Below are 20,803 nucleotides of genomic sequence, written 5' to 3'. Positions count from 1 at the left end.
GGGTTACTCACCGATCCCGGTGATTGGCCGGATCGCCATCCCGTCCATCAACTGGCTCACGCCGGCGGTGACGACGGTGTCCCCATCCTCAAGCCCCTCCAGAACGAAAACGCGGTCTCCCGTGGCTTCTCCGAGCGTCACCGGCCGCTCCGAAACGGTGTTCGCCACGGGGTCGACCAGCCAGACGAAAGGCGCGGATTCAACATCCGCTCCAAGGGCCGTGATCGGAACCGAGACGGCCGAGATCGTGGTGGCCGGGGCCGTCGAGATGACGCGGGCGACCATCCCGGGCAGGATGACAGTGCCGTCCGGCAGCGCCACGGAAACGCGCCCGCGATAGGTTTGGGTCGCTGCGTCCGCCTGGGTGGAGAACTCCACCAGTTCGGTATCGAAACTCTGATCCGGAAGCGCGTCGAATTCGACCTTGCTGGTCACGTTTCCTGCACCGTTTGCCATCAGGGCGATAATGTCGGCGCCCGGTATATCGAACTCGACATGAACGGTGCTCAGGTTCTGTATGAGCGCAACACTTTGGCCCGCGTCGATATTGGTGAAATTCTCGATGTCCCTGCGGGCGACGATACCGGCGAAGGGGGCGCGCAGGGTCGCATCCTCAAGGTCGTCACGCGCGCCTTCGATCTGCACCTCAAGTCCGCGCAGCGCCGCCTCCGCGGCTAGGATCTCTTCCGGACGGCCCCCGACCATGCCAATGGCGAGTTGTTCCATCTGCGAAGTGAGCTGCGCCTCTGCAACGCGCAGGGCGGCTTCCTGTTGTTCAAGTTGCGAAGCCGGGACAACGCCACGGGTAACCAGCTCCTGCGTCCGATCGAACTGGGTGCGCGCCTGGTCCACCTCGGCCTGCGAAGCCTCGACGGCAGCTTCAAGGCGCGAGATTTCCTCGGGCCTTGCACCTGTGCGCAACGCCGAAAGCTCGGCCACGGCCTGATCCCTCTGGCTTTCGAGTCTCTCAATCTCGGACTGGAAATCCCGCGTATCCAACTGTGCCAGTACGGCGCCCTCGGCGACGCTTTCAGAGGCGCGCACCGGCAGGTCGACCACCTGTCCGCTCACTCTGAACGATACCTCTGCCTCGTTCGATGCAAGGGCGATTGCCGGATAGACCCGTTCGATGATCGGTTCCGCCGCGGACACGGTCAGGACCTTGGCCGGGCGTGCCTCCCCGGCCGCTTCCTGCGCCAGGATCGTTGTTGGCATGACCAACAGCGCCATTACAGCGAGCGTGATCCAGCGACCGGGGGAGGTGGAGTTTCCACGGTTCCGGATGGATTGGGGCGCCACCATATCTTTCTCCTCACAGTTCCGAGCCATCTGTCTCGCGAAGGCGGGATGGCGCATCGTTGATTTCCCGCACAGACGTGCGGGTTGCCCCGTTCGGGTTCTGACGGGGCGCGAGAGTTGGCGAGGATGATCCTTGCTGATCATGGCCTTCCCTCGTCCGATCCTTTTTTCTCTTCGCGGTACAGCAGCCAGTAGACGATGCCGAAAGACAAACCGAGCATCGCGTAGCCAAGGAAATAAAGGGGTTCGAGTTCCTTGTGATCCAGCGTGATGACCTTTCGGGCGACGGCCATGAGCGCGGTCGCCACAACCAGTTTCACGTGGATGACATCGGAGGTCAGGTAGAGGGTGACGTTTGTGTAGATCTCGATTGCAATCAGAACGACAAGAACGGCGCCGAACACGGCCAGCAGGTCGCCGATATCGAGGATCAGGAAGGGCGGACTGAGCAGCTTCGCGTAGAAGCTGTATGCCGTGTCGATCACCGCGGCAAAGATCACGACCACCATCATCATTGCCAGCGCGCGGACGCCGGTCCGTATGGTGATGTTTGCCCAACGTACCCACGGGTCCGGGTGGTTCGGATCCAGCTCCACGTGCCCGTCCTTCTTGCCGGGCACTTCCGTGGCTGGCGTCTCGTGGTCGCGGCCGGCGTCCGTCTCCGGATCGGCCGTACCCTGTTGTCTAGAGGAATTTGACACCGAACATCTCCTTGATGGCAGACAGAAGAAGCGTCGGGATGGCCGCCACAAAGAAGGTCCCGAGCAGGTGCGAGACCGGCAGAGAGGTGGTGCCCAGAACGAATTGCCCCGGCGGCGTGTAGACCGCAAGCAGGGACAGGGCGACCGACACACCGACCGCCGCCAGCAACGTGCGGTTCCCCAGCGGGGATTTGCGGAAGATCGTCGAGGTCGTGCGGGCGTCGAATATGTGCCAGATCTGCGAGAAGATCAGCGTCATGAAGGCCGCCGTCTGGGCATGTTCCAGGCTCGCCCCGCGCTGCAGGAACTCCTGGAAGACGTAGTAGGTCAGGAGCCCAACCACCGTCCCCCGAATGAGGATACGCTCCTTCATGCCACCGCCGAACATGCCCTCGTCGCGCGGGCGCGGCGGGCGTGTCATCAGGTCCGGCTCGCCCTCCTCGAAGCCGAGCGAAAGGGCCGGCAGGCCGTCGGACACGAGGTTGACCCAGAGGATCATCAGCGGCGTGATCGGCAACAGCGGGTCGTCGCCCATCAGCAGGAAGGCAAAGAGGATCGTCGTCACCTCGGCCACGTTGGCGGTCAGCGCCTGCCGAATGAACTTCAGCAGGTTGTCGAAGATCCGCCGCCCCTCGCGCACCGCTTTCACGATGGTCGAGAAATTGTCGTCCAGCAGCACCAGCGCGGCGCTGTCTTTGGCAACCTGCGTGCCGGCGATGCCCATGGCGACGCCGATATCGGCCGCGCGCAGGGCGGGCGCATCGTTCACGCCGTCCCCGGTCATGGCCGCGACCTCGCCGTTGGACTGCATGGCGTTGACGATGCGCAGCTTGTGTTCGGGGGTCACCCTGGCAAAGACCGCGGCGTGCTTGGTCACTTCGGCCAGGTCAGTGTCGTCCATCCGGTCGATCTCGGCGCCGGTGTGCACGGTCTGGTCGTCAGATGTCCTGACGCCGATCTGCTCCGCGATGGCCTGAGCGGTGACCGCGTGGTCGCCAGTGATCATGACGGTGCGGATGCCCGCGCTGGTGGCTTCCGACACGGCGTCGGGCACTTCGGGCCGTGGCGGATCCATGATGCCGTGAATGCCCAGTAGCACGATTTGCTGCTCCGGGTCGTCGTGGTCGAGATCTTCTTCGGAGACCCACCGCGCGGCAACAGCCAGCGTGCGCAACGCCGTCTCGCCGAAGCTCTCGACGACGGCTTCCAGTTCGGCCCGGAGATCCGGCGTCATCTCAACATCTTCGCCGCCCATTCGCACGTGACTGGCCCGGCTCAGGATCACGTCGGGCGCACCCTTTGCGCCCAGCACCGTGCGTCCGTCGGGAATGCGCGCGAAAACCGACATCATCTTGCGCGTGGAGTCGAAGGGGAAGTGTTTCAGCGCCTCGACATTCTCCGCCTGCATCTTCTCTCGGGAGATGCCGGCCTTGGCGGCGGCGACCACCAGCGCGCCCTCGGTCGGGTTGCCCTGCACGCCGGGGCGTCCGTCGACATCGATCATCCGCGCATCGTTGCAGTAGGCGGAGATCATCAGCATTGGCCGCAGGTCTTCCTCGGCGTCCACATTGGCCGGCTGGCCGTCGGCGTCGAGGAACGCGCCCTCCGGATCGAAGCCTTCGCCGGAGACGGTCCAGCTCTTGCCGCCGGCCCAGACCCGCATCACCTGCATCTGGTTCTGCGTCAGCGTGCCGGTCTTGTCCGAGCAGATGACCGAGGTCGCGCCAAGCGTTTCCACCGACGACAACCGCCGCGCCAGGGCGTTGCTGGCGGCCATGTTCTTGGACCCCAGGGTCAGCACGATTGTGACGACGGTGGGCAGACCCTCGGGGATGGCGGCCACGGAGAGCGAGATCGCCGTGTTCATCATCTCCGCCGCGTCCATGCCGTTCACGATGCCGATGCCGATCACGATTGCGACCACGATCAGCGCCGCGAAGATCAGCATCTTCGAGAGGCTCTCAATCTTCAGTTGCAGCGGCGTCTTCGGCTCCTTCGCCGTCGCCATCAGGTCGGCGATATGGCCAACCTCGGTTTTCATGCCGGTGCCGACAACGATCCCTTCGCCCGACCCGCCGGTCACCAGCGTGCTCATGAAGCCCATGTTCAGCCGGTCGGCGAGGACGACATCGTCACCCTCGATCGCGTCGGAATGCTTGTCGACGGGCTCGGACTCGCCAGTGAGCGCGGCCTCGTCCACCTGCATTCTGCTGGCGGACAGAAAACGGATATCGGCGGCGAGGATGTCACCCGCCTTCACCTTCAGGATGTCGCCCGGAACGATGTCGGCGGCAGGCACCTCGACAATCTCTCCGCCCCGTCGCACCAGGGCACTGGGCGCCGACATTTCGCGCAGCGCGGCAAGGGATTGCTCCGCCTTGAATTCCTGCCAGAACGAAATGAAGGCGTTGAATACCGCGATGGCGAAGATCGCAACGGCGTCGACCCAATGCCCGGTATAGGCCGAGATCAGCGCACCCGCGATGAGGATGATCAGCAGTGGGCTGGCGAACTGCCGCAACAGCATCCGCCATGCGGGTTCGGCTGCTGCCTCCTGCAGGCGGTTTTCGCCGTAGGTGGTCAGCCGCGTTGCCGCCTCGCTTTGGTCCAACCCCATCTCGGGAGCGACGCCCAGTCCGTCAGCGACAACCGCGGCATCGAGTGTCCACGGACTTTCATCCGGCAGTCGCTCTTCAACGAGTGTGTCGTTCCGAGGCATGGGTGACTCCACTTCACGCGGTCGTTCAGTGCTCGGCTGGTTCTGCAATTTCAACGTAGCGTCCCTTGCACCGGAGTCCACGCGATGATTTCAAACAGGCTCAGTGAGGGATCTCGTGAGATTTTACCGCGCCCCTGCGCGCACTTGGCCAATCACTACCGACGGCTCTTAGGGGGTCAATGACAGGGTGAGCCAATTTGGCTCACCTATGCGTCGTCGATCTCCGGCGCGTCGATGACCGGCCACCAGACATGCGTGGCAAGCCACTCGTAATCGATGCCGACGGTGTCAGGGACGCGCGGAGACAACCTGTGCGCAGCGATCAGTTCAATGTTGAACCGATGCCCGCCGCGCACGAATTTCACGAGCTCTCGGTGAACCGTCCAGTTCAGGGCCATTCCCAGTTCCGAAATCTGAAATCCGCCATCCACGCGGTCGATATTCGGCACGCTGAGCTTTTCAAGCTGGCGCCGGACGCTGGTCTGAGGGAGGTTCGTATATTCCGCGAGGGCGCGAGTCGTCCACGGCGTGGGGTGGACGATCAATGCCTGATGCACGCGCTGCATCTGGGGCGGATACTGGAAATGGTCAAACGTGATTTGCCAGCGCCGCCACAGGCGCAGTCTGTTTCTTTCGGTTTCCGAAAATGCCATCCCCAACTCCATGTGGTCCTCGGCCGACACGCTCTTCTTCCGCCGCCCGCACCGGTTTGCTGCCGTTGAAAACTAGAGCAGGTTGGATATGCGATCCATCGATACGAGCGCCGGTTGAAACGGTGCCGTCACTCCGATGCGCCAATTGGTTCGGCGGAACCTTGCATTTCACCATCGGCTGGCAGGGGTCCGTCTGGCGCTCCCCACGCAATCAGACTGCAGAGTCTCCCGGGCTACTTGGCCAGACAGGATCCGTGCAATCGGCCGAACGGGCACTAAGGTGCGCGAGCACCGAATGGCGCGCGACCTGTTCTTGAAGCGCCCCCCATGCATCACCACTTCCGTGCCGACGGGTCGATTCTCGTCGGGGGATTTTAGCATGTTCGAAACGTGGCTGCCGCTTATCGCGGGCCTCGCCCTGCTGGTGGCCGGGGGCGAATTGTTCGTGCGCGGATCGGTGCAGGCGGCGGAGCGTCTCGGCATCTCGCCGCTCGTGATCGGGCTGACGCTGGTTGGCTTCGGGACGTCGATGCCGGAACTGGTGACCTCGGTGCGGGCCGGTCTGTCCGGGTCACCGGGCATTGCCTACGGCAATATCGTCGGGTCCAACATCGCCAACATGCTTCTGATCGCCGGTGTTTCGGCGCTGATCTGTCCGGTTGTCGTCGCCGAGGCCGCGCTCCGTCGCGATGCGGTGGTGATGTTCGCGGTCGCTGCCCTGTTCGCGCTCCTCATTCTCCTCCTGCCCATGAGCCGCGCCGCCGGGGCGATGCTTGTCGGCACCTTGGTCGTCTATGTCTGGCTGGTCATACGTCAAGAGCGGGTCTCCGGCGCACACGGCGCGATTCACGACAAGGGCGCCGCCTTGCTGCAGGCCGACCCCGCCCTCGGTCGGACGCCTCCGCGCAAGCAAGGGATGATCGTTCCCATCATGGTCGTGCTCGCCGGACTTGGGCTGGTCGTCCTGGGCGGCGCGCAACTCGTCAGCAGCGCGGTTGCCCTGGCCCGCAGTTTCGGCGTCGGCGAGACCGTGATCGGCCTGACAATCGTTGCCGTGGGCACCTCGATGCCCGAGCTGGTGACCTCGCTGATCGCCGCGTTGAAGCGGCAGGGCGACGTGGCCTTCGGAAACGTCGTCGGCTCCAACATCTACAATATCCTCGGGATCGGCGGCGCCACGGCGCTGATCGCCCCGAGCTGGGTGCCGGGCGAGATCGCAGGGTTCGACGCGCCGCTGATGGTCGGCATCACGGCCGTGCTCGTACTCTTCGCCGCGACAGGCCGGCGGATCGCCCGCTGGGAAGGCCTGGCGCTGCTCGCGGGGTACGGCGGGTACCTCTACGTACTCTGGCCCTGATCCGCGTGGCAGGCCCTATGGCTGCAACGGCCAGATCACCGGCGCGAGGAGCACCGTGACACAGCCGGCGAGGATGTTCATCGGCAGCCCCAGCCGGAGGAAGTCGGCAAAGCGGTACCCGCCGGCGTTGGAGACCATGGTGTTGGTCTGGTAGCCGATCGGCGTGGCGAAGCTGGCGCTGGCGCCGAACATGACGACGACGACGAAGGCCCGGGGGTCCAGCCCCAATGCGGTGGCCACCCCAACGGCAATGGGTGTCATGATGACGGCAACCGCGTTGTTGGTCACCACCTCGGTCAGCACGGAGGTCACCGCATAGATGAGCGCCAACGCAAGGATCGGGCTGAGCTGTGCCAGTGGCGCCGAGAGCGTCTCGACGATCAGCGCCATGGCCCCGCTGCGCTCCATTGCGGTGCCGAGCACCAGCATCGAGACGATCAGCAGCAGCAACCGGCCGTCGATGGCGCCAATGCCCTCGTCGGGCTCGACGCATCGGGTCAGCAGCACGACTGCCGCGCCGACGATTGCCAGCGGCAGGATCGGGGCGATTGCGAGCGCGGCGCCCAGAACCACCATTGCCAGAACGCCGATTGCAATCGGCGCCTTGCTCCTCCGGAAGGCGCGGGCCTGCAGCGGCGCGAGCAGGACCATGTTCTCGTCGCGGGCAAGCCGCGCGATGTCCTCCGGCGCGCCGTCCAGGAGCACGGTGTCTCCGGGGCGCAGGTGCAGGTCCTCCGCGTCATCGAGGTCCACCGCGCTGCCCTGCCGATGAACCGCGATGGGATAGACGCCGTGGCTGCGCCGCCAACCGAGCTGGGCGAAGGGGCCTTTTCGGTCCATGACCAAGGCCTCGATCGCTTGGTGGCGCTTTGCAGCGGTGGGCTCGAGCCCTGCGAAGGCGAGCCCGCCGGAGGTTTCGCCGCGAAAGCCCGCAACCTCCGAGTCGGAGGCGTGCAGGATGACCCGGTCGCCGGGCGCAAGAACCACGTCCGGCAGGCTCTTGCGAAGAGATATGTCCGCCCGGATCAGGTCGACCAGCCGCGTCGTGCTGCGGCGGAAATCCGGCACCTCGGTCACCTTTCGTCCCACGAGCGAAGCGCCCGCCGGAACAAAAAGTTCGATCCTCCACGTTCGGCGAACGCCGGGCGATTGCAGGTCAGCGAGTGCGGTGCGCTCGGGCAGCAGGCGCGGGGCCGCAAGGGCAAGAAGCAGGCTTCCGATCAGTGCCAGCGCCAGGCCAAGCGGCGCAACCTCCAGCAGCGAGAACGGCGCAAGGCCCAGGTCGCGGGCAACGCCATCCACAAGGATATTTGTCGACGTGCCGATCAGCGTACATGTGCCGCCCATGATCACCACGAAGCTGAGGGGCATCAGGAAGCGCGAAGCGCTGGTATCCATCTGGCGAGCGAGCCCGACGACCACGGGGATCAGGATCATCACCACAGGGGTGTTGTTCATGAAGGCCGAAGCCGCTGCCGCCAGCCCGAAGAAGAGCACGAGGGTCAGCTTGGGGCGCCGTTCCACGCCGTGCCCAACCGCGTCGGCCACCGCCTCGAGCACGCCGGTGCGCACCAGTGCCGCGCTCAAAACGAACATGGCGCCGATGGTCGCCGGGGCCGAGTTGCTCAACGCCGTCAGCACGTCGTCGGTGCCGACGAGGCCCAGAACCAGCGCCAGCGCGACGCCGCCGAGCGCGGTGACCTCGGCCGCAAAGCGCTCGCTCAGAAAGAGCACGAAAACGGCTGCCACCAGAAGAAGGGCGCCCAGGGGCGCGTAAGAACCGAGATCGAAGAGCATGGGCGGTACCCAAAAGAACGCCGCGCTGAAATGGCGCCTACGGCAAGGCGCGGGTGCGTGCGGGGAGTGTCACCCGCCGCGACCTCTCGTGTAACGCGAGACCATGCCACCAATCGAACGGTGCGAGAATAGGGATTCTGAGTCCGATTGGAGGCATTCCTGGCGACCCTCTCGCAGATTGCGACCTGACTAGAGACGGCGCCGCATCCGGATGCGGGCGATGCCGATGGGGACCGCATCGACATCGCGTGGCCGGCGACATGCGCCTGTCCGACCGCTAAGCGGTCAGAGCGCTGCCTGATGGCCGCGACATCGTCAGTGCCATGGTGACGGTCGGCGTTGGGGCGGACTCGTCCGGATGGAGGAACCGCGGCGGCAAGGTCCAAGTGGCGCCGCCGCTCTCGCTTCCCACGGGCGGCGGGCCGACATTGGCGCAAATGTTCAATCGTTGCTCTGCACGATCCTGCAAAACCGGGGCACACGCATCAATCCAATGGGGCCAGTTATGTCCAACGCTTCCTTTTCGCCTGACCGTGCCACGGCGGTCGTTCTCGTCCTTCACATCGTGGCGATGTTCGGGGGGTTCATGGTTCTCGGACCTGCCTTCGATTTTCCCGAGGTGCTGCGCTACCCGGCGCCAGAGCGCTTCGCGATCTTCGCCCAGAACCAATCGGTCATTCGCCCGACCTACTGGGTCCTGACGATGACCGGGATGACCCAGATCCTGATCTCTGTCCTGCTCTTTCACGCCATCCGCGCGCAATCGCAGCTTGCGGCCACCCTGTCGCTGATCTTCGGCACGCTCGCGGGCTTCTGCCAGGCGCTCGGGTTCGGGCGCTGGGTCATTCTCATCCCCTATTTCGTGGCCGAAGCGGCCGACCCGGAAAAGGCACAGATGGCCGCCATGCTGGAAGGCGCTTTCAACCACTACGCGGGCATACTGGTGGGCGAGCATCTTGCCAATATCTGCTGGGGCGTCTGGTTGGCCACGATCTGCGTCGCCTTCCTGAATGCCACCAACCTCAACCGGCCGCTCGCCTTGTTCGGCATCGCGCTCGCACCGCTCCTGTTCCTGCTGGCCGGTGAACAGGTCGGTGTCTCCGGCGACATCCTCGACCCGCTGGTGGATTTCGGCTTCCCGCTCCTTGCCGTCTGGCACGTCCTTCTCGCGGCACAGCTCTGGAGCCGCAATGGCGCAACCGATTTCAGCAACCTGGGGCGCGGAGCATGGATCGCCGGTGGACTCGTCGCGGCCGGAATGATCACCCCGGCCTTGGCCTGATCCCGCACGGACCCCGGCTCGGGTCGGCGAAACCGCCGGCCCGGCGCCTTTGCGGTCTATGCTCGACGGAACTTGCCACCGTGGCGGTCGCCGCGGTGTCGCCTCGCGCCCTCGCAATCGCCGTAGGCCGGAACGCGCGCGATGCGGGGCGAACCGGCACCGCCCTTTGTAAACGCCTGCACGCGCACCGGACGACGCATGCCCTCAAAGGAGCGCCGATGAGCGCCCCTCCGCGCTGGCCGTGCGCACCTACAAGGGGTGTCGGCATGGTGCGCCTATCCGCATTTCGAGTGGCCGCAGTTCATGCAGGTCATGCAGCCTTCGACCATCCGCATGTCGTATTGTCCGCAGGCCGGGCAGGCGGGGCCTTTCGGGCGTTCGCCGATTGCCATGCGCTCGGCTTCCGGGTCGGCCTTCAGGCCCAGCCCCTCGCCGTCGATAAAGCCGATGGAGATCAGGTGCCGCTCGATCACCCCGCCGATGGCGGCAAGGATCGACGGGACGTACTTGCCCTGCATCCAGGCGCCACCGCGCGGGTCGAACACCGCCTTCAACTCCTCCACCACGAAAGAGACGTCGCCGCCGCGCCGGAACACCGCCGAGATCATCCGCGTCAACGCCACGGTCCAGGCGAAATGCTCCATGTTCTTGGAATTGATGAACACCTCGAAGGGCCGCCGGGTGCCATTCAGCACGATATCGTTGATCGTGATGTAGATCGCATGCTCGCTGTCCGGCCACTTGACCTTGTAGGTCGCCCCGTCGAGCGCCTGCGGCCGGTCCAGCGGATCGGAGAGATAGATGACGTCAGCGCCCTGATCTGCCTCTGGGGCGGCTTCGGTCGTTTCGTTGACCGAGAGCACCGACCCCGTCACATCGTTCGGCCGGTAGGTCGTGCAGCCCTTGCAGCCCGTGTCCCAGGCCTGCATGTAGACTTCCTTGAAGGCGTCGAAGTCGATGTCCTCCGGCACGTTGATGGTCTTGGAGATCGACGAATCCACCCATGTCTGCGCCGCCGCCTGCATGCGCACGTGATCGGCGGGCGAAAGGGTCTGGGCGTTGACGAAATACTCCGGCAACTCGCCATCGCCGAACTTCTCCCGCCAGAGCTGCACGGCATAATCCACCACCTCTTCCTCGGTGCGCGAGCCGTCCTTCTGCAGCACCTTGCGGGTGTAGCTCATGGCAAAGACCGGCTCGATCCCGGAGGAGACATTGCCCGCATAAAGGCTGATCGTGCCGGTGGGCGCGATGGAGGTCAGCAACGCGTTGCGGATGCCATGGTCCCGGATCGCGTCGCGCACGTCGTCGTCCATATGGGCGAGCGACCCGCTGGCAAGGTACTTCTCGGCGTCGAACAGCGGGAAGGCGCCTTTTTCCTTCGCCAATTGCACCGACGCCAGGTAGGCGGCGCGGGCAATCCGGTGCAACCAGCGCGCGGTCTGGCGCGCCGCCTCCTCCGAGCCGTAGCGCAGCCCCACCATCAGCAGCGCATCGGCAAGCCCGGTGACGCCGAGCCCGATCCGCCGCTTGGTGCGGGCTTCCTCGGCCTGCTGCGGCAGCGGAAAGCGGGAGGCGTCCACCACGTTGTCCATCATCCGCACCGCCGTCGCCACCAGCTTTTCCAGCGCCGCCTCGTCGATCTCCGCGGCGTCCTCGAACGGAGCCTCCACGAGCCGCGCGAGGTTGATCGAGCCCAGCAGGCAGGCCCCGTATGGCGGCAGCGGTTGCTCGCCGCATGGGTTGGTAGCCGAGATATCCTCGCAATAGGCAAGGTTGTTCATCGCGTTGATCCGGTCGATGAAGATCACCCCCGGCTCGGCGTAGTCGTAGGTCGACTTCATGATCCGGTTCCACAGGTCGCGCGCCTCGACCGTGTGATAGACCTTGCCGCCGAACTGCAACTCCCAGGGCCCGTCGGCCTTCACCGCTTCCATGAAGGCATCCGTCACCAGCACCGACATGTTGAACATCCGCAGCCGCGCGGGGTCGGCCTTGGCAGTGATGAAGGCCTCGATGTCGGGGTGGTCGCAGCGCATCGTCGCCATCATGGCGCCGCGGCGCGAGCCCGCCGACATGATGGTGCGGCACATGGCATCCCAGACATCCATGAAGGAAAGCGGGCCGGAGGCATCCGCCGCCACGCCCTTCACGCTGGCGCCCTTGGGCCGGATGGTGGAGAAATCGTATCCGATGCCGCCGCCCTGCTGCATGGTCAGCGCGGCCTCCTTCAGCATGTCGAAGATGCCGCCCATGTTGTCCGGGATGGTGCCCATGACGAAGCAGTTGAACAGCGTGACCTCGCGCCCCGTGCCGGCCCCGGCAGCGATCCGGCCCGCCGGCAGGAACTTGAAATCCTCCAGCGCGGCGTAGAACGGCGCTTCCCAGGCGGCCGGGTCGGCCTCGGTTTCCGCCAGCGCGCGCGCGATCCGGCGCCAGCTGTCTTCCACCGTCTGGTCGACCGGTGTCCCGTCGGCGTCCTTGAGCCGGTACTTCATGTCCCAGATCGACTCGGCGATGGGGGCGGCAAAGCGTGTCATGGCTGGTTCCCTGGGCTGATTCCCTGGCGGGTGGAAGTCAATCACCCTACCAATAGGGCGTGAATTCCACAACAACTTGAAGCCTTCAACGACGACACTACACTATGTTGGCGAAGTGAGGGATTCCCGTGGCGTCTTACATCAATCTGGTCAAACTCTGCGTCGGCGCGGAGCGGGTCGAGGACCTGGAGATCTGGCAGGCCCAGCGGCGGGCCTCCCTGCCGGACGGGTTGCCGCGGCACGTCACCCGGATGTGGCCGCGCCGCGAGGCGGAATTGCTGAATGGCGGTTCGCTCTACTGGGTTTTCAAGGGGATGATCCTCGCCCGCCAACGCGTGCTGCGGCTGGACGAGGCGATGGAGGACGATGGTATTTCCCGCTGCGCCATCGTGCTGGACCCGGCCGTTTGCCGTACCTCTCCGGCCCCGCGCCGCCCCTTCCAGGGGTGGCGGTATCTGTCCGCCGAGGACGCGCCGCGCGATCTGCCCGATGCCCGGCCGAAAGACGATTCCCTCCCGCCGGGCCTCGAACTGGCGCTTGCGGAGATCGGCGTGCGCTGAGCTCTCTCCGCGAGGCGGGGTGTGCGGGATGAAACGGGGGGGCACGACGAACGCGGCCGAAGACCGCCGCGCATCGTGGCTCCGTCCCGTCCGCATCGGCGACCCGCGCCCTCAGGACGATTCCATGGAAAAGGCCCCTGCCACCGGCAAGGGCCTTTCCGTTGATCAGCGTCTCAGTGAGTGGTGGGCTTGCTGATCGCCCCCCGCCGAATGGGCAGGGGGCCTTGGGTTTTTACCGGACCTGTCGGCTCACGCCAGGTCGAACCGGTCGGCGTTCATGACCTTCGTCCAGGCGGCGACGAAATCCGTCACGAATTTCTCGCCGGCGTCGTCCTGGGCGTAGACCTCCGCGTAGGAACGCAGGATGGAGTTGGAGCCGAAGACGAGGTCGAGCCGCGTCGCCGTCCATTTCGTCGCGCCGGTCTTGCGGTCGCGGATCTCGTAGAGATTGTCGCCAACGGCATTCCAGGTGTTCGCCATATCGGTGAGGTTGACGAAGAAGTCTGTCGTCAGCGCGCCTTCCCGATCGGTGAAGACACCGTGCTTGGTGCCGCCGTGGTTGGTGCCAAGCACGCGCATGCCACCCACGAGCACCGTCATTTCGGGCGCCGTCAGACCCATCAGCTGGGTGCGATCCAGCATGAGTTCCTCGGGCCCGACCGCATAGGCCTCCTTCAGCCAGTTGCGGTAGCCGTCGTGGATCGGCTCCAGAGCATCGAAGGACTCCGCGTCGGTCATCGCGTCGGTCGCATCCCCGCGGCCAGGTGCGAAGGGAACCTCCACATCGTAGCCCGCGGCCTTCGCGGCCTGCTCGATCCCGACATTGCCGGCGAGCACGATCACATCCGCAACACTCGCGCCGGTCTCCGCCGCGATGCCTTCCAGCACGCCCAGAACGCGCGCCAGCCGCTCCGGCTCATTGCCGGCCCAGTCCTTTTGCGGTGCCAGGCGGATACGGGCGCCGTTGGCACCGCCCCGCTTGTCCGAGCCGCGGAAGGTGCGGGCGCTGTCCCAGGCGGTGTTGACCATGTCGGTGAGGCTGAGGCCGCTCGCGGCGATCTTCGCCTTGACCGCGGCCACGTCGTAGCCCGTGGGGCCGGCGGGGATCGGATCCTGCCAGATCAGGTCCTCGGCCGGAACCTCTGGCCCGAAGTAGCAGGCCTTGGGCCCCATGTCGCGGTGGGTCAGCTTGAACCAGGCGCGGGCGAAGGTGTCCTTGAAATACTCCGGATCGGCCATGAACTTCTGGCAGATCGCGTTGTAGGTCGGATCCATCTTCATTGCCATGTCGGCGTCGGTCATCATCGGGTTGTGACGCACCGAGGGGTCGGAGGCGTCCACCGGCATATCCTCGTCCTTGATGTCCACCGGCTCCCATTGCTGGGCGCCCGCCGGGCTCTTGCGCAATTCCCATTCATGGCCGAAGAGCATGTCGAAGAAGCCCATGTCGAACTTCGTTGGCTCGCTGGTCCAGGCGCCTTCCAGGCCGGACGTCACCGCATTGGCCGCCTTGCCCTTCTGGTTGGGGTTGTCCCAGCCCATGCCCTGCATTTCCAGGTTCGCGGCCTCGGGATCGGGGCCGAGCGCTTCCGCATCTCCGTTGCCGTGGGTCTTGCCGACCGTGTGCCCGCCGGCGGTGAGCGCTGCGGTCTCCTCGTCGTTCATCGCCATCCGGGCAAAGGTCTCGCGCACCTGCGCGGCGGTCTTGAGCGGGTCCGGATTACCGTTGACGCCTTCCGGGTTCACATAGATCAGCCCCATGTGGACGGCGGCCAGCGGGTTCTCGAGCGTCGAAGGATCGTCGAGATCCTCATAGCGGTTCTCGCTCGCGGCGAGCCACTCCTTCTCCGCGCCCCAGTAGGTGTCTTTTTCCGGGTGCCAGATGTCATCGCGACCGAATGCGAAGCCGAAGGTCTTCAGCCCCATCGATTCATAGGCGACATTGCCGGCCAGGATGATGAGGTCGGCCCAGCTCACCGCGTTGCCGTACTTCTTCTTGATCGGCCAGAGCAGCCGGCGTGCCTTGTCGAGGCTCACGTTATCCGGCCAGGAGTTCAGCGGCGCGAAGCGCTGGTTGCCGGTGCCGCCGCCACCGCGACCATCGGCCAGCCGGTAGGACCCCGCCGCGTGCCACGCCATGCGGATCATCAGCCCGCCGTAGTGACCCCAATCGGCCGGCCACCAGTCCTGGCTGTCGGTCATCAGCGCGGTAAGATCCGCCTTCAGCGCCTCCACATCCAGCGATTCCAGCGCCTTGCGGTAGTCGAAGTCCTTCCCCATCGGGTCGGTCTTCGTGTCGTGCTGATGCAGGATGTCGAGGTTCAGCGCATTCGGCCACCAATCCATGACGGTGGTGCCAAGCGCCGTGTTCGATCCGTGGATCACCGGGCATTTGCCTGTCGTTTTGATGTCGTTGCCATCCATGAATGGGTCCTCCTTCGTGGGTATCCGTCCGGCCCGGTGTCGGGGCCGGCCTGCGTCGGGGTGTGTCGTTCCCGGTCCCAGTGATCAAGAACGATTCTAATTGCAGCCACAGGGGTAGCAGAGGAAAATGATAAAACAAAATTGTGTTTTCTAACTGAACTGATAAGAAATCCCTATGAGCCGACTCTCCATGAAACACCTCAGATATTTCGACGCGCTCGCGCGCCACGGCCACTTCGGACGGGCCGCCGAAGATTGTGCCGTCACCCAGCCGGCGCTCTCCGTGCAGGTCAAGGAACTGGAGCAGCTGATCGGGGCCACGCTTGTCGAACGCGGCGCGCGGCAAACCCAACTGACCGGGCTCGGGCAGGAGTTCGCCGCGCGCGCGAGCCAGATCCTGCAAGCCGTGGACGAGCTGGAGGATCTGGCCCGCGCCTCCCAGGGGCCGCTCTCCGGGCGGCTGCGGCTGGGCGTCATTCCAACGGTTGCGCCCTATCTGCTGCCGCAGGTCATTCGCTGCCTCTCCCGCGCCTATCCGGGGCTGGACCTGCGCCCCCGCGAGGCGGTCACGCAAAAGCTGATCGGCGATCTTCTCGATGCCAACCTCGATACCGCCATCGTCGCCTTGCCGATCTCCGAACCCTCGCTCGTCGAGGTGCCGCTCTTCGACGAGGAATTCGTCCTCGTGCGCCCGGTGTCCGACGCCGGCAACCCCGTGCCCCGCCCCGAGATGCTGCAGGAGATGCGCCTCTTGCTGCTGGAAGAGGGGCATTGCTTCCGCGATCAGGCCCTCTCCTTCTGCAACATTCCCGCCACCGCGCCGCGCGAACTGATGCAGGGCAGTTCGCTGACCACGCTGGTCCAGATGGTTGCGGCCGGGATCGGCGTGACCCTCATCCCGGAGATGGCCGCACCGGTCGAGGTCCGATCGGCCTCGGTCTCGCTGGCGCGCCTGCCAAGGCCGCGGCCCACGCGCAGCGTCGGCATGGTCTGGAGAAAGACCAATCCGCTTTCGGACCAACTCTCCGCCATTGCCGCGGAACTGGCGGCGGTGGACCGGCCGCGCGCCCGGTTCTCGTCGGCACGCCGGCTGGCGCGGGGCCGCGTCGCGTAGCGGGGCCAGTCGAGGTCTCCCACGGCGTCTCCCGCGTCGGCGGGCCATATTGCTGCCAGATTTCCCCGACGGGAACCGGCCTGTCGGCAGCGGCGATTCGAAATCCCCACCCGGAGATCGGGTGAATTCGAACGGCTTTGTTATCAAGTTGTTCCGCCAAACCCTCCCAATCCGCCGCTGTGCGGGGATTGTCCTCCAGCGGTCTCCAATTGCGGCGAAAATGTGTCGGGGCGCGCGGCCCCTGCTACGCTTCCCCCGGGGCATTCCGTGTATGGCCTGTAGTGTTTTTTGAGCCGTCCCGAGCGTTGACGGGCGGTGGTTGACCGGATCGTTTCCGGCCCGGTGTGGGGGCGGGGTCGGCCGTCTGGAGAGTTTCGAGTATGAGTGCGACACCGATTGTCATTATCGCCGGCCAGTCCAATGCAGCCCTGACGCCACTGCCCGCGGCGGCGGCGGAACGCCTGGGGGAAATGGGCGCGCTCGTCGTCCATCACGCGATCAGCGGCAGCCCGCTGTCCGCGGACCGGGACATCTTCGACACCGGGGACTGGGAAGCCTCCGGCGCGGAGGGTTCCGGGGAGCACCTGGCTGATCTTCAAGCCCGCATCGACGCACTCGTGAACCCAGGGGGCAAGGGGCATATCGAGGGCGCCTATGTCGCGGGGATGATCTGGGTGCAGGGCGAGGCGGATTCCATCGCCCGCGACGCCAGTGCGGACTACGCCGAGAACCTCGCGCAACTGCACACGGCGCTGGTCGCGCGCTATGGCACGCATGACATGGTCGTCTCCATGCTCTCCGATGCGGCATCCGAGGCCCGTCAGGAAGGCATCTTCAATCCGGTCAAGGAGGCCGGCGTCGCGGTGATCCGGCAGGCGCAGGCCGCGGTTGCCGACGCCGACGCCACGGTAACGGCGCTGGACCCGGACACGCTGGGCGCGTCCCTGGGTCTCACGGTGGCAGAGATGTTCCGCAGCGATCTCACGCATTATTCGGAAGCCTTCGGCGCTGAACTCGGCCGGGCGCTTGCCGCTGAGTTCGACCTGTCGGGCACGGCCAGCGTGCAGGTCGGCACCGAACACGAGGATTGGTTCACCGTCTCCGAGAATTCCCCGGTTCAGCAGCTGATCGGGTTCAACAAAAACGACACGGCCGACTTCTCGGGCCTCGGGTTCGCGGTCGCCGTCGAGACTTATCTCGGCGAATGCAGTCACGCCACGGCGCGGGACATGCCCGGCAAACTCGACGTTTCCATGCTGCGGGTGGAGACGCTTGTCGGCACCGCGTTCGACGACATGTTTCGGCTCGGCGATACCTGCCGCAAGGTCGAGGCCGGTGGCGGGCGCGACAGGGTCGTGGGCTCGGCGCGGAACGACAACCTCAAGCTCGGCACCGGCAACGATGTCGCCAACGGCAAGGCGGGCGACGACGCCATGCGCGGCGAGGACGGGGACGACCGCCTCCACGGCGGCGCGGGCGCGGACAAGCTGATCGGGGGCGCGGGGAACGACGTTTTGCGCGGCGGCGCCGATGCAGATTGGCTATATGGCGGGGATGGCAGCGATGTCCTTCGGCCGGGAGAGGGCGCCGACACGATCGTCTGGCGGGCCCGCGAAACCGGCCGGGATGTGCTGATCGGTTTCGAGCAGGGGAAGGACAGGCTCGCCATCGACATCGCTGGCGTTGACTACGACGATCTTCAGGTCCGCAGCCACAGGTCCAAGCTGATCGTCGAGGTGCAGAGCGGCTCGACCGACGTGGAGATCGTGCTGCGCGACTGCGCCGACCTCACGCTGACCGCGGACGATTTCGTCTTCGCATTCTGAGACGCCCGTCCCTGCCGGGGCCGCGACCGGGCGTCCGGCGCCCGCGTCACTCCAGGAACTCGACCGGGCGCTCCCACTGGATCAGCACCGTACACCCCTCGTCCGACCAGACACTGTGCGCGGTTCCGGCGGGGTTCAGGACGAGGCTTCCGGCGCCATAGCGCCCGCGCTCGTCGCTCTGGCTGCCCTCCAGCACCAGGATCGTCTCCAATCCGGTATGCCTGTGCCGCCGCACCGATGCGCCCTTGTCGTAGCGCAGCAAGGCGACATTCGGACCGGCCGCCCACAGCCGGCAGATCTCCACGCCCTCGCTGAAGGGCTCGAAGGGCATCTCCGCCCAGCCCTCGGGAAGCAACCCGGCGAACGCCTTGGCCTCAGGCATCGCGAGCCCCGCCAATGCCCGCGAGAATCGCGTCGGTCGTCGCCGCCCAACCGACGATCCCGCCCTGCGCGGTGATCATCTCCACCGTGGCCGCCTTGAAGGCCGGGAAATAGCTCTCGGTGGCATCCGTCGCCAGCAGGCAATCATAGCCCCGGTCGTTGGCCTCCCGCATAGTCGTCTGCACGCAAACCTCGGTCGTGACGCCGGCGAACACGAGCTGCCGGATACCCCGCGCGGCGAGGATGTCGCCGAGGCCGGTCGCGTAGAAGGCGCCCTTTCCGGGTTTGTCGATCACCGTCTCCCCCGGCAGCGGCACCAGTTCCGGCACGATCTCCGCCCCCGGCTCGCCCGCAATCAGGATACGGCCCATCGGGCCGTCGTCACCGATCCGAAGGCTCGGTGCGCCCCGCAGCCGCTTGGCCGGCGGGCAATCCGACAGGTCCGGCCGGTGGCATTCCCGCGTGTGCAACACCGGCAGGCGGGCCGCGCGAAACCCGTCGATGAGCCGCGCTACGGTGGGCACTATGGCCAGAAGGCGGCTCACGTCGTTGCCGAGGCTGGCGCCGAAGCCGCCCGGTTCGACGAAATCGCGCTGCATGTCGATCACGATCAACGCGATCTCCTCCGCCGCGAACGGAAAGTCGAACGGCGCGGCTCCTATGGTTTGCGTGGTCATTCCCCGTGCCCCGCCATGTGCCGCCCGATCTCGCCGATGTCGGCCGTTTCCACCGGCGTCTCGAAGGCGATCTGGCCCTCCGACATCACCAGGATCCGGTCCGACAGTTCCATGATCTCGTCCAGGTCCTCGCTGATCAGCAGGATCGCCGTTCCCGCATTGCGCGCCGCCATGAGCCGGTCCCGGATCGTCGAGACGGCGGCGAAATCGAGCCCGAAACAGGGGTTGGAGACGATCAGCGCATCCACCTCGCCGGTCAGTTCCCGCCCCAGCACCGCGCGCTGCACGTTGCCTCCCGAGAGCGAGGCGATGCGGGCGGCGGGCGATGCGGTCTTGACCTTGAACCCCTCGATCAGCGTCGTGGCGTTGCGCGCAATGGCGCGGTCGTTCTTCCAGAAGGCGGGCTTGCCGTTCCGGCCCTCGTCGAAGATGCGGAACGCGAGGTTCTCGGCGACGCTCATCCGCGGCGCGCAGGCGTTGCGCAGCGGCTCCTCGGGCAGGTACCGCATCCGGTGCGTCCGCGCCTCCGCCCGTGTCGCGCCGAACGGCGCGCCCTTCACCGTTATTTCCCCGCCCATCGTGCGGCGCTGGCCGGTGAGCACTTCCATCAGTTCCATCTGGCCATTGCCGGAGATCCCGGCGATGCCCAGGATCTCGCCGGAATTCAGCGCCACGTCCTCGATCTCGATGCTCTTCAGCCCGGTGCGATCCTGCGCGCGCACCCCGCGCAGCCGCATGACCTCGCGCCGCTCGGTCCCGGCACGGGCGCGCTTGCTCACCTCCGGCGCCTTGCCCATCATCGCGCGGCTCATCTCCTCGACGCTGATCTCACCCACCTTGCCGCCACCCACGTGGCGCCCGCGCCGCAGGATCGACACCGCGTCGGCAAAGGCCGTCACCTCGCGGAACTTGTGGGTGATCATCAGCACCGTGATCTCGCCGGCCTCCGTCAGGCCGCGCACGTGGCCCAGCACCTCGTCGGCCTCGTCCGGCGTCAGAACCGAGGTCGGCTCGTCCAGGATCAGGAAGCGATTACCAAGGTAGAGCTGCTTTAGGATCTCCAGCTTCTGCTTCTCGCCCGCCGCCAGCCGGCTCACCGGCTGTTCCAGCGGCACCTTGAACGGCATGGTCTCCATGAAGGCCGCCAGCCGCGCCCTCTCGCGGCGCCAGTCGATCACCGCCGGCGCGTCGGCCCGGCTGATCACCAGGTTCTCCGCCGCCGTCAGCGAGGGGACCAGCGTGAAATGCTGGTACACCATGCCGAGGCCGAGCGCCTGCGCCACCCTGGGGTCGGTCATCCGCGCTTCCTGCCCCGCCACCAGCAACTCGCCCGCCGTTGCACGGTAGAAGCCCATGATGCACTTCACCAATGTCGACTTGCCGGCGCCGTTCTCGCCCAGCAGCGCGTGGAACGACCCGGCCGGCACCGTGATCGACACGTCGTCCAGCGCCGTGAACTCGCCGAAGCGCATG

General features: G+C 65.9%; 15 protein-coding genes. 5 read left to right on the top strand and 10 right to left on the bottom strand.

All coding sequences use genetic code 11. From position 1 onward, the window contains the following. Positions 1–3: 3 nt before the first annotated feature. The 4 genes from ARC39_RS11025 to ARC39_RS11010 all read right to left on the bottom strand — a co-directional run bounded on the left by ARC39_RS11025 (position 4) and on the right by ARC39_RS11010 (position 5,372). Positions 4–1,302: an efflux RND transporter periplasmic adaptor subunit gene (locus tag ARC39_RS11025; RefSeq protein WP_068114336.1), complete on the bottom strand. Its 1,299-nt coding sequence runs from the start codon at positions 1,300–1,302 to the stop codon at positions 4–6. 137 nt (positions 1,303–1,439) lie between these two features. Further along, complete coding sequence (locus ARC39_RS11020) at positions 1,440–2,000, bottom strand: phosphate-starvation-inducible PsiE family protein (protein ID WP_201455740.1); 561 nt, start codon at positions 1,998–2,000, stop codon at positions 1,440–1,442. Further along, positions 1,984–4,719, bottom strand: a complete 2,736-nt coding sequence (locus tag ARC39_RS11015; protein ID WP_078059196.1) for a cation-translocating P-type ATPase — start codon at positions 4,717–4,719, stop codon at positions 1,984–1,986. Before ARC39_RS11015 ends, ARC39_RS11020 begins: the two co-directional genes overlap by 17 nt. Before the next feature lie 206 nt (positions 4,720–4,925). Further along, complete coding sequence (locus ARC39_RS11010) at positions 4,926–5,372, bottom strand: hypothetical protein (protein WP_149866385.1); 447 nt, start codon at positions 5,370–5,372, stop codon at positions 4,926–4,928. 379 nt (positions 5,373–5,751) lie between these two features. On the opposite strand from ARC39_RS11010, the gene ARC39_RS11005 reads away from it, so the two are divergent. Beyond that, positions 5,752–6,729: a calcium/sodium antiporter gene (locus tag ARC39_RS11005; RefSeq protein WP_068114333.1), complete on the top strand. Its 978-nt coding sequence runs from the start codon at positions 5,752–5,754 to the stop codon at positions 6,727–6,729. 15 nt (positions 6,730–6,744) lie between these two features. On the opposite strand, the gene ARC39_RS11000 is transcribed toward ARC39_RS11005, so the two are convergent. Then, on the bottom strand, positions 6,745–8,526 hold the full coding sequence (locus tag ARC39_RS11000; RefSeq protein ID WP_068114332.1) for an SLC13 family permease: 1,782 nt from the start codon (positions 8,524–8,526) through the stop codon (positions 6,745–6,747). Positions 8,527–9,031: 505 nt separating this feature from the next. Between ARC39_RS11000 and ARC39_RS10995 the strand changes: the two genes are divergently transcribed. Further along, on the top strand, positions 9,032–9,808 hold the full coding sequence (locus ARC39_RS10995) for a DUF4386 domain-containing protein (protein WP_161470955.1): 777 nt from the start codon (positions 9,032–9,034) through the stop codon (positions 9,806–9,808). A 275-nt stretch (positions 9,809–10,083) separates the two neighbouring features. On the opposite strand, the gene ARC39_RS10990 is transcribed toward ARC39_RS10995, so the two are convergent. Continuing rightward, positions 10,084–12,348, bottom strand: coding sequence for an adenosylcobalamin-dependent ribonucleoside-diphosphate reductase (locus ARC39_RS10990; RefSeq protein ID WP_068114328.1), 2,265 nt, complete (start codon positions 12,346–12,348; stop codon positions 10,084–10,086). 128 nt (positions 12,349–12,476) lie between these two features. On the opposite strand from ARC39_RS10990, the gene ARC39_RS10985 reads away from it, so the two are divergent. Further along, on the top strand, positions 12,477–12,908 hold the full coding sequence (locus tag ARC39_RS10985; RefSeq protein WP_068114327.1) for a DUF1489 family protein: 432 nt from the start codon (positions 12,477–12,479) through the stop codon (positions 12,906–12,908). 249 nt (positions 12,909–13,157) lie between these two features. Here the strand turns inward: ARC39_RS10985 and katG are convergent, their stop codons facing one another. Continuing rightward, positions 13,158–15,332 (bottom strand): catalase/peroxidase HPI, encoded by a 2,175-nt coding sequence (gene katG / locus ARC39_RS10980; RefSeq protein ID WP_068114325.1) that lies wholly within the window; start codon positions 15,330–15,332, stop codon positions 13,158–13,160. Between the two features lie 175 nt (positions 15,333–15,507). Here katG and ARC39_RS10975 point away from each other — a divergent pair, with 175 nt between their 5' ends. Then, positions 15,508–16,446, top strand: a complete 939-nt coding sequence (locus ARC39_RS10975) for a hydrogen peroxide-inducible genes activator (RefSeq protein ID WP_078059195.1) — start codon at positions 15,508–15,510, stop codon at positions 16,444–16,446. Positions 16,447–16,826: 380 nt separating this feature from the next. Continuing rightward, complete coding sequence (locus tag ARC39_RS10970; RefSeq protein ID WP_068114322.1) at positions 16,827–18,272, top strand: calcium-binding protein; 1,446 nt, start codon at positions 16,827–16,829, stop codon at positions 18,270–18,272. Between the two features lie 46 nt (positions 18,273–18,318). On the opposite strand, the gene ARC39_RS10965 is transcribed toward ARC39_RS10970, so the two are convergent. From ARC39_RS10965 to ARC39_RS10955, 3 genes are read right to left on the bottom strand one after another with little or no spacing between them, the layout of a single operon-like run. Continuing rightward, complete coding sequence (locus ARC39_RS10965) at positions 18,319–18,654, bottom strand: cupin domain-containing protein (protein ID WP_068114320.1); 336 nt, start codon at positions 18,652–18,654, stop codon at positions 18,319–18,321. After that, positions 18,647–19,330: a cysteine hydrolase family protein gene (locus tag ARC39_RS10960; protein WP_068114318.1), complete on the bottom strand. Its 684-nt coding sequence runs from the start codon at positions 19,328–19,330 to the stop codon at positions 18,647–18,649. The genes ARC39_RS10965 and ARC39_RS10960 overlap by 8 nt, the downstream gene beginning before the upstream one ends. Next, positions 19,327–20,802: an ABC transporter ATP-binding protein gene (locus ARC39_RS10955; RefSeq protein ID WP_236545236.1), complete on the bottom strand. Its 1,476-nt coding sequence runs from the start codon at positions 20,800–20,802 to the stop codon at positions 19,327–19,329. Before ARC39_RS10955 ends, ARC39_RS10960 begins: the two co-directional genes overlap by 4 nt. Between the last annotated feature and the right edge of the window lies 1 nt (position 20,803).

The organism is Tropicimonas marinistellae (assembly GCF_001509585.1).
Classification (GTDB): Bacteria; Pseudomonadota; Alphaproteobacteria; order Rhodobacterales; family Rhodobacteraceae; genus Tropicimonas; species Tropicimonas marinistellae.
The sequence above is the reverse complement of the archived record's forward strand: the minus strand, read 5'-3'. Positions and strand labels throughout refer to the sequence as shown.